General features: G+C 60.6%; 10 protein-coding genes. 9 read left to right on the top strand and 1 reads right to left on the bottom strand.

The genetic code is table 11. The features are described from left to right. Positions 1-186: transposase (locus PARJ55_RS23405; RefSeq protein WP_156929507.1), on the bottom strand; the 186-nt coding region annotated here is incomplete at its 3' end. Positions 187-327: 141 nt separating this feature from the next. On the opposite strand from PARJ55_RS23405, the gene PARJ55_RS0115560 reads away from it, so the two are divergent. The 9 genes from PARJ55_RS0115560 (at position 328) to PARJ55_RS0115520 (ending at position 8,779) form a co-directional block, all read left to right on the top strand. After that, positions 328-2,805 (top strand): hypothetical protein, encoded by a 2,478-nt coding sequence (locus PARJ55_RS0115560; protein ID WP_028713881.1) that lies wholly within the window; start codon positions 328-330, stop codon positions 2,803-2,805. Positions 2,806-3,441: 636 nt separating this feature from the next. Further along, complete coding sequence (locus PARJ55_RS0115555; protein ID WP_156929506.1) at positions 3,442-4,170, top strand: hypothetical protein; 729 nt, start codon at positions 3,442-3,444, stop codon at positions 4,168-4,170. A 399-nt stretch (positions 4,171-4,569) separates the two neighbouring features. Then, a complete protein-coding gene (locus tag PARJ55_RS0115550; protein ID WP_028713879.1) occupies positions 4,570-4,812 on the top strand; it encodes a hypothetical protein in 243 nt (80 codons plus the stop codon). Then, a complete protein-coding gene (locus PARJ55_RS0115545; RefSeq protein ID WP_028713878.1) occupies positions 4,812-5,525 on the top strand; it encodes a tail assembly protein in 714 nt (237 codons plus the stop codon). Before PARJ55_RS0115550 ends, PARJ55_RS0115545 begins: the two co-directional genes overlap by 1 nt. 227 nt (positions 5,526-5,752) lie before the next feature. Beyond that, positions 5,753-6,274, top strand: a complete 522-nt coding sequence (locus PARJ55_RS0115540) for a hypothetical protein (protein WP_028713877.1) — start codon at positions 5,753-5,755, stop codon at positions 6,272-6,274. Positions 6,275-6,370: 96 nt separating this feature from the next. Then, entirely contained in the window at positions 6,371-6,730 is a 360-nt protein-coding gene (locus PARJ55_RS0115535) for a hypothetical protein (protein ID WP_028713876.1), read from the top strand. Then, the gene (locus tag PARJ55_RS0115530; RefSeq protein ID WP_028713875.1) at positions 6,730-7,116 is read left to right on the top strand and encodes a hypothetical protein; all 387 of its coding nucleotides are present in this window, start codon (positions 6,730-6,732) and stop codon (positions 7,114-7,116) included. Before PARJ55_RS0115535 ends, PARJ55_RS0115530 begins: the two co-directional genes overlap by 1 nt. Positions 7,117-7,576: 460 nt before the next feature. Further along, positions 7,577-7,969, top strand: coding sequence for a hypothetical protein (locus tag PARJ55_RS0115525; RefSeq protein WP_028713874.1), 393 nt, complete (start codon positions 7,577-7,579; stop codon positions 7,967-7,969). A 366-nt stretch (positions 7,970-8,335) separates the two neighbouring features. After that, positions 8,336-8,779 (top strand): hypothetical protein, encoded by a 444-nt coding sequence (locus tag PARJ55_RS0115520; RefSeq protein WP_230376301.1) that lies wholly within the window; start codon positions 8,336-8,338, stop codon positions 8,777-8,779. Positions 8,780-8,798: the final 19 nt, after the last annotated feature.

Here is an 8,798-nt window from a genome sequence, read left to right as displayed (position 1 = left end):
GGACCACTTGCCAAACTCTTCGGGCAGATCGCGCCATGGCGCACCAGTCCTTGCGATCCAGAATATACCATTCAGAACAAGACGATGGTCCGCAGGTTTCCGCCCGTTAGGGTGCCGGACGGCACGAATGAAGCCCTCGAAGAAGGTCCACTCATCGTCGGATATCAGGTTGCGTGCCAAGTTCATCTCCCACGTAGAGATGAGCTTGAATCATAGGACGACTGCCAGAGGAATCCCTTTTGTCAACACGACCTAGAGGCGAATGTCGCCAAATGGGAGAAGGACTTTAACCGCGCCATTGCCCAACAACACCGCGCATCGCAGCGCATGGAGCGGCTGGCACGGCAGAACGCCAATAAGATCGCCTCGGAATATGAGGGCTTGGGCGGCAGGATCGGCAAAGCCTTCAACGGCATCCCGGCATCGCTGAAAGGCATTGGCGGCGCGTTCCTTGGTGGCGTGGCCGGTGGTATCGCTCTGGGCGGGCTGGATCAGATCGCCACCAGCGTTTCGCGGATCACCAAGGAAACCGCGAACCTGAAAAACGAGGCCAGCCGTGCGGGCGTTTCCACGACCGTATTTCAGGAATGGAAATACCTGGCCGACCAGAACCGGATCAGCGTTGATGCGCTGACCGATGGCTTTAAGGAAATGCACCTGCGGGCGGGTGAGTTTTTCCTTGACGGCACGGGTGCGGGTGCCGAGGCGTTCAAGAAGCTGGGCTATTCTGCCGAGCAACTGAAAGCCAAGCTGAAAGACCCCTCGGCCCTTATGACCGAGATTCTCGGCAAGCTGAAAAACTTCGACCAAGCCGGGCGGTCCTTCCTGCTGGAAGAAATCTTCGGCGGTGCCGGTGGCGAACAGCTTGGCGTCCTGATCGGTCAAGGCGAAGCCGCATTGAACGAAACCATTCAGCGCGCCCATGACGTGGGCGCGGTGCTGGATTCGGAAATGATCGACAAGGCCGCCGAGATTGACCGCAGATTCGGCGAACTGGCCGCGCGTGTCGAATCTTTCGGCAAGCGCGCGGTGATCGCCATTGCCGACGCTGCGGTGGAACTGACCGATTTTCGCGACAAGCTGGACGGCATCTTTGACAACGAGGCCGAGGGCCGCGCCATCCTCGGCCATGAGCTTTATAACGAGCTTGCCAAGAACCGGGACGCGGTGGACGCGCAAGCCGATAGCCTGCGCCAGCTTGACGGGGCGTATCAGCGCTTGGCCGAGGAAGCTGCCACGGCAGGCAACGCCATGCGCGGGGCCATCGGCCAGCTTGATAGCTGGGGCTATGATGCTGCCGCCGACCAGTTGCGCAACGCCTCGGCAGAGATGATGGAACTTGCCCGGCAGTTTCGCGAGGGCGAGATTACCGGCGAGGACTTCGCCGCCAAGCTGGCCGAAATCCAGAAGGAAGCCGATGCGGCTTTCGCCAGCCTGTCGGACGTGGACCGGGCATCGTTTACGGGCGTCATGTCGCAGCTTGGACGCCTCGGGGGCGTGATTGCCAGCGTCACGGCGCAGGCATCGGCGCTGGTGGGTGAACTGGCGAAGGCTGCGCAGATCGACCCCGGCACGAAACGCCTTGAAGCCATGCGCCAGCAACATGCAGCGCAACAGGCCAGCATGGACAGCCTGAACGCCATGCGCGAGGCGAACGAGCGTTTCAATGCCTCGGAAGCCGCCCGCAACGCCCTGACCAGCGAGGGCGTGAAACTGGAACGCGAGAAAGAGGCCGTGCGGAAACGTGCCGCCGAGGCCGGCGCGACCCTGACCGATGCGCAGATCGCGGAAGCCGCCCAAGCCGTCCTTGATGCCGATGCCGCCCGTGCTGCTGCCGATCGGGCCGGGCGTTCCTCGGGCGGTGGTGGCAAGTCTGGCGGTGGTGCTGGTGGTGCCGAGAAGTTGGACGAATTTGCCCGCGAGGCGCAGGCGATCAAGGATCGCACCCTTGCCCTGCAAACTGAGGCATCGGTGCTGGCAACACTGGCGGTTTCCAACGAACGCCTTGGCGATGCCACGGAATACGCAGCCGCAAAGGCCCGCCTGCTGGTTGCCGCCCAAGAGGCAGGCAAGCAGATCACGCCCGAGCTAGAGGCGCAGATTGACCAGCTTGCGCGGAGCTATGTTTCTGCCGGTGAGAAGGCCGAGCAAGCCGCGCAACAGGTGCAGGCTGCCGACGACAAGACCGAGAAGGGCGCAAACGCCCTGGCCGATCTTTTCAGCGCCGGCATGAAGGGAAGCGAGGCGTTCGGGAACGCCCTGCGCAACCTTGCCGCCGAACTGTTGAAATCGCAGGTTCTGAAGCTGTTGCTTTCGTTCGGGCAGTCCGGCGCGCCCGGATCGGGGATCATTGGTGCCATTGGTGGCGCGCTTGGTGGTGCTGGTTTTGCCGAGGGCGGCTGGACCGGGCCGGGATCGAAATATCAGCCGGCAGGCATCGTTCACGCGAACGAGTATGTCTTTTCCAGCGAGGCCGTGAAGCGCATTGGTGCCGCCAATCTGGATGCCATGCACCGGGCCGCTAAATCGGGCGCTGTGGGCTATAGTCGCGGCGGGCTGGTGGGTGCCAGCCGGAAACTTAACCGGGCCGCTGGTGAGTCTCTGCGCGGCTGTGCGGCGATGCCTGCCCCGGTGCAGAACATTAGCCTTGCGCCAACGATTCAGGTTAACGCGACCGGTGGCACCCCCGAGGCAAATGCCGATCTGGCTCGCCAGATCTCCAGCGAGACCGAGCGCGCCATGCGCAATCTGGTCCGCGACGAACTGGTCCGGCAGATGCGACCGGGGGCGATGTTGCGACGCTAGGAGACTCTGGAAGGCACCCTAGAGCGGCATCTAGGGGTTGCCCGGTAGGTCGGACCGGAACGGGGCGTCATGGGACTCTGTGACGCCTTCTAGAGTCTCTACGGGCGTGCCTTCCTGTCGGGCCGGAACCTTCCCCTATTTTGCCCATCGTGACCGAGCGGCGCAGCCGCGAGGGAACTACCGGGGACAGGTTGTTAGCGGGGCTAACGAGCGTCACGTTTTTGCGCGTTCTTATAAGAAACTCTCTTTTCTTAACCTAAGAAAGAAGAAGAAAGAGAAGTTCTATAAAGAACGCGCAAAAACGTGACGCATCCTTGAACCTGTCCCCGGTAGTTCGCTGCGCCGCTGCGCGGCTTCGCTCACCCCCGGATACAGCACCATGACATGCCCCGGTTAAGATGTTCCGGCGCGTCCCTTCAAACCTCTGAAGGGATGCAGGGATGAATAGGGAAAGGTTCCGCGCCGGTGGTTTTTCTATGCGACTTTTCCGGTCCATTTGGATACGCGCGCACCCGCGCGCATGTGGGGATTTTGCAACACCCCTATTGAAATCGGGCCGGTCTGATCCTATAAGTTTCTGCACAAAGGACCGCACCACAAAGAGGCCACGACCATGAATCTACGCAGGATAGACAATTGCACGACATGTATCATCCCGTTTTCGGGATCATCTCTGAACAAGACCCTTTCCGCGATCTGATCACCGCCGATCACGTCGCCCGGCAGAAAGCGGAAATAGCGCTGATTGCGCGCTACCTCGCCGCGGTGATTGACGGCACGGAAGATCCGGCCAATATCGAACTGCCCGGCCAGCGCCGTTGCGCTTATCGCCCTGACCTGATCGACAAGCCCGCCCATCCGTTCGCGCCAATGTCGCGCACGGATGCCGATGGCGTGGTTTGGGATTTGCAGCCACCCGGCACCACGCCTAACTCTGGCGATCTGGACGACGACGAAGGCTTGTGGCGACCGCGCATGACTGCCAGCATGTGCAAAACCCGTTATGAAAGGGCCGTGCTGAAACGGCTTGAGGCGCAGCGCCGCCATGCAGAGATGGCCGCCGCTTATGGCGAAGCTGACCCCAGGACGATTGCCGCCAAGTTCGAACTGCGGAAGGCCGAGGAAGCGCAATCCAAGGCCCTGAAAGATGCAGATAGCCCGAATATGCGGGCGTGGGAAAGCCATGGTCGATGGCGAGCGAATGAAGGGCACGAGGAATACAAAGCATCCCGGCGAACGCGCACCGAGGCCAACGTGGATCGCAACGCTTCGCAGGACGAAAAGGACGCCACCGCCAAGCGCAAAGCCGCCGCCCGTGCAAAGGCATACCGCGATAAAAAGAAAGCCGCCAAAGCGAAAGTTTGACCTTTTAACCTTGCACCGCCAAACGTGCAGAGATATATAAGTCACATCTTCCTGTGCTTGGTCGTGCATGAAGTTCTTTGTGTGAAGCCCGTGGCCCTGACTAAGCCACGGGCTTTTCGCTTTTCGCCATGCGACACTTTAACTTCAATCAGGTATAAGCCTAGATAACCAGATGCCTAGATAGGCAGATACCTATCTAGGTAAATAGTGAGTCAGTATATGCGCCTCAATATTTCTCGAAATTGCGCCTTCGGACTCTTGCAGGCCGGAATCGGTCATGCCAGATTCTTACCTGTTCCGGGCAATCCCAAAGGCACCACACCATAAACGCCCGGAACAACCCCCGGCCCTTTGCTCACATTTTGGGCCGGGGATCACCTCGACCAGAAAGCAAAGAGAATGAGAAACGAAAATCCTGTTTATATCGCCGATAGCCTCTGGGAAGGCATGCGCGCCGGTGCCGTCGCATCTTTCCTGCACCCGCTGGAGCGGAACGAGCCTTGCCTTGTCTCGCTGGCCGAGGTGAAGGCGGATGAATGGCTTATGTTTGAACTGAACATCTGGCCGGAAAGCATCCAGAGCGATGAACCCCCGCCCGGCTATTTTGACATAGACGAATCTGCTTTCGAGGATGCCGCCTGATGATGCGATCCGTCCACCTGCACGGCGCGCTTGGCAAGGAATTTGGCCGCAAGCATCTGTTCGACGTGGACAGCATCACCGATGTTGTCTGCGCCCTACGGGCGAACTTCCCACGCTTCGCGAACGCGATCCGCGACGGCTTCTATCGCGTGATCCTCGGCAAGAACATCAGCAACGGCGTTGCGCTTGGCGAAACCGAACTTGGCTTCAACCTTGGCCGGAATGACGTGCATATCGTTCCGGCCACGCAGGGGCGCAAGCGTGGCGGGCTTGGCAAGATTGTGGCGGGCATCGCGCTTATCGGCCTGTCGATGATCCCCGGCCTGAACGTCGCCATGTGGGGCGGTGCTGCTGGTGCTGTTGCGGCCCCGACATGGGCAGGCGTTGCCGGCACCCTCGGCACGTCCATGCTGCTGACCGGCGTTGCCAGTATGTTGGCACCCGAGATTGAGGCAAGCGACAATTCGCAATCCTTCACCATGACCGGCCCGGTCTCGAACACCCGCGAAGGCGGCATTGTGCCCATCGCCTATGGCGAGGTGATTGTCGGCGGCTCCATGATTTCGGGCGGTATCTCGGTCAACGCGACCGAAACGCCAAGCGAGGAACGCCCGCCCGTGGACCTGTCTGGATTGAGCTGGCGGTCTTTCGGCGGCGGCTCTGCTTTCCGTCCTGCAACGCCCGGTGGCTCCACGCCGCCCGAACCCGCTTAACCAGAGATAGGGCTGGCGCACCCGGTGGCTGCCAACAGGCCACCAAAGGCGCTGGGATTACTCGGCTAGTGCCCGGCATACTCCGAAAACCCCGAGACGGCGCGGCTGGCTTCTCACTGGCGCGGCGCCGAAACAATCGCAAGCCATTGTGACGCAACGTCACATAAGTTTCTCATTGCGATGGTGTCGGTGTTGATGTAACCAACACTTAGCAAGGAGGTCGCGCAATGGCACTGACGAATGCGGAAAAGGTTCGGCGCTACCGGGAGCGCCAGAAGGAGAAGAAGCAACAGGAACTAAAGATGCCGGAAGCCGCCCGACCGAGCATCTTTCAGACCCCGTTCAACGAATACATGGGGGATGATTGGTTCGGGTCCGACTACGACATTGCGCTGGGGCTGGCCGGGATAGAGACGCCAGTTTTTAAGGACGATGCCGGACCCCAAGCCTATAAGCGTGGTGATCTACCAGAGGGGGAGGACTTCCACGAACATGCGCAGAACTCGCTAGGCCGGGCCGAGGTGATCGCCGGTTGTCTCATCACCGCAGCCCAAGACCTTGCCAGTTGGATCAACGAATACAAGAAAGATGAGATTAAACAGCGTCTTAAAGAGCTAGAGGAACGCGACCTAAGCGACCCCGAGGCCAAGAAGGCGGCGCTGCAAGAGGCCACGCGCCTTAACAAGATGCTGGACCAGCTACAGAAGCAGGTTCGCATAACCTTCCCGCAATGGAAGGTGACGGGCTGAACGGCCACCTGCGCCCGTTCAGAAGCAACAAGAGCGGTTGATGTTCCACGACCACCGCCCTTGTCGCATAGCAGGAACCTTAAGGAGAGACCCACTATGGCTAAGATTAACAGCACCGCCCGCGAAGGGGCAAGCGTAACTGGCCGCGACGGCTACATTGCCGTAAAGGCGCTGGTCTATGCAATCGCACATATTCAGTCGCTGCCCGAGGATCGGCAGGAATACCGCGACATGCTGGATATGTGCGATCTTGTGTATGAAAGCGGGCTGTCGCAGTCTTTGATTGACATGATTGTTTATGATGTTGAGCGCCATGTTCAGCATGAGGTTAATCTTTACCCATCGGAAGGCATGGACAAGGAGCGGTCAGCTATGCGCGCCCGAATCGACGCCATGAAGGTTGCGCTTGCGGAAGCTATTCGCCGCTTCAACGAAGGCGAAGGGGAGGCCGCATAATGGCAGCCTTGACCGAAAAGGGGCTTTTTCAGAGATTCCTTGATGCGCCTATGCGCTTCAACCTTACCACGTCAACGCTGGTGCAGGATGATGGTGAGTTGATCACCCCGCGCGACTGGTTTGTGATGTGCTTTCCCCAGGTTGGCGTTACCGATCCTCATGCCTTCGCAGAGACCATTCTGGAAGAAGTTGAACCACATGAAGCGTCGGAACAAGCCATGAATGATATGGCGGAGGCTCTGGAAGATGCCGCCCGTATGCTACGACGGCTAAGCGTTGACTTTCGCGGGGTGAAGGATGCCGTCACCTTGGCATGTGATGAGAATGACGGTTCTACGCGCTACGTCCTGCCGGTGAGGACCAAGGACGACGAAAAAGCCGCCTGATCCACCACGACAACCGAGGCCCCGGCGCACCCGCGACCGGGGCTTTCTCATGGCGTGACGCAACGTCACTTAGCCCATTTCTAGGGGCGTCACAATGTTACAAAACCTCTTGTAAGCCATTGATTCGTAAAGTTCCCGTCAGTTTTCAAGTCCCTCCACCCGCACCACTTTGCAATCAAAGGATAACTCTGCCTCGGCCGCAATCCGTCCCGGATCGACGCGAACCGCTTCGGCATGTCGCGACCCGGTCGCGGCGGGCGGTCGGATGCGCTTCTGGCCGGGCTGCGCTCCCCCGTCGCTCGCCACGTCCGCCCGCTGAGCGACCGGATTGCCGCGCCGGGCATGACGGCGGCAAGGTGCGGCACCTGATGCCGCAGGGCCGCGCAGGCGTATTCCCTTCGCGGCCCTGCGCCGTTAGCCTGCCTGCATCTGGTGACGCCCATTCAGCAAGGAGCATGAAATGAAGCTTGGTCTTACCCTGGCAGGTGGCGCGTTGCTTCTTGCCGGCTGTGCCGGCACGGATCGCTATGGCGACATCATCGCGCGATCCGTCCCGCCAAGCGATTCCCTGAAGGCCGAGATCGTCAAGGGCGCCGAACGGCTCGTCTACGATCCGGCCTCGATCCGCTATGCCGAGATCTCCAACGTCGCCACCTTTGCGGACGGGTTGCAGGGCGTTTGCGTGCGGGCGGACAGCAAGAACGTCTCGGGCGTCTATGTCGGCGTGCACAATATCGGCATCCCGATCCGCGACGGAAAACCCGCTGGCGGAAGCCTGGATCATCCGATCTGCAACCGCACCGACGTGCCCTGGCACAAGTTCCCCGAGCTTGAGCGGCTGGGAGCCCGATAGGCCCGGCGCCGACCCGGGAAAGGCGGGAATGGCGGGCATCCCTTTCCCAAAGGGCCCCCGCGGTGTTCCCGGTCGCCGGCCCCACATCCCGCCGCCGGTGGCGCTTCCGAGCGACCGCTGCGGGCAGGGACAGGGCCCGCCGACTCACCCCGCAACCTGGGGCTGATCGCGCCGGGCGTGGTTTGTTCCCGGCAGGTCGCTTGCAAAACAACGCCTTAGCCTTGGGGCGTTGATGGTTTGTTTACCTGTCTTAAAGGGCAACTGGCCGAAAAGATGCGGATCGTTTTAATTGCATCCTATTAAGTGATCTCAATTGTTGGTTGGTGAGTGATGTTGGTGAATGGCAAGGCCACGCATGCTTCGGGCATGCATTATCCCCATGGCGACAATGGCAGCCTGACCTTTCTGCAGGTCTCGGGGATCGAGGTCGGCGGTCTGGGCTTTTCTGGCTCGCTGGCGGATTGGTGCGAGCAGGGCTTCTCGATCTGCGAGAGCTACCTGATCGAGGCGCAGACCCTCTTCATCGAAGGCGACGCGTCGGGTTTCCTGGACATGGCCGAGGCGCAATTCGACCCCGAGCTCGAGGACGAGGTGCTGATCCATGCCAACGCCCTGTTGCGGGGCGTGGCCTTCCGCCGCCTGGCCGGGCGGGTGCAGCTCATCGAGACCGGGGATGCGCCGCTGGGCCTGAACTGGGCCGCCATCGCCAACCTCTGGCGCGCGATGGAGACCACCAAGGGCGACATGCGCATGCCGCGCCTGCAACCCGCCTTCGAGCAGAAGCTGCGCGCGGCCATGCGGCTGAGCTGACCGCGGGCGCCCGGATCTC

It is taken from the genome of Paracoccus sp. J55, assembly GCF_000513975.1.
Classification (GTDB): Bacteria; Pseudomonadota; Alphaproteobacteria; order Rhodobacterales; family Rhodobacteraceae; genus Paracoccus.
This window is presented reverse-complemented; position numbering and strand designations above follow the sequence as displayed.

What these genes read in the sequence shown, in the direction of transcription:
- PARJ55_RS0115560 (WP_028713881.1), top strand. Translation starts at nt 328, where the DNA reads ATGGAGCGGCTGGCACGGCAGAACGCCAATAAGATCGCCTCGGAATAT.
- PARJ55_RS0115530 (WP_028713875.1), top strand. Translation starts at nt 6,730, where the DNA reads ATGGCAGCCTTGACCGAAAAGGGGCTTTTTCAGAGATTCCTTGATGCG.
- PARJ55_RS0115550 (WP_028713879.1), top strand. Translation starts at nt 4,570, where the DNA reads ATGAGAAACGAAAATCCTGTTTATATCGCCGATAGCCTCTGGGAAGGC.
- PARJ55_RS0115520 (WP_230376301.1), top strand. Translation starts at nt 8,336, where the DNA reads ATGCATTATCCCCATGGCGACAATGGCAGCCTGACCTTTCTGCAGGTC.
- PARJ55_RS0115525 (WP_028713874.1), top strand. Translation starts at nt 7,577, where the DNA reads ATGAAGCTTGGTCTTACCCTGGCAGGTGGCGCGTTGCTTCTTGCCGGC.
- PARJ55_RS0115535 (WP_028713876.1), top strand. Translation starts at nt 6,371, where the DNA reads ATGGCTAAGATTAACAGCACCGCCCGCGAAGGGGCAAGCGTAACTGGC.
- PARJ55_RS0115540 (WP_028713877.1), top strand. Translation starts at nt 5,753, where the DNA reads ATGGCACTGACGAATGCGGAAAAGGTTCGGCGCTACCGGGAGCGCCAG.
- PARJ55_RS0115545 (WP_028713878.1), top strand. Translation starts at nt 4,812, where the DNA reads ATGATGCGATCCGTCCACCTGCACGGCGCGCTTGGCAAGGAATTTGGC.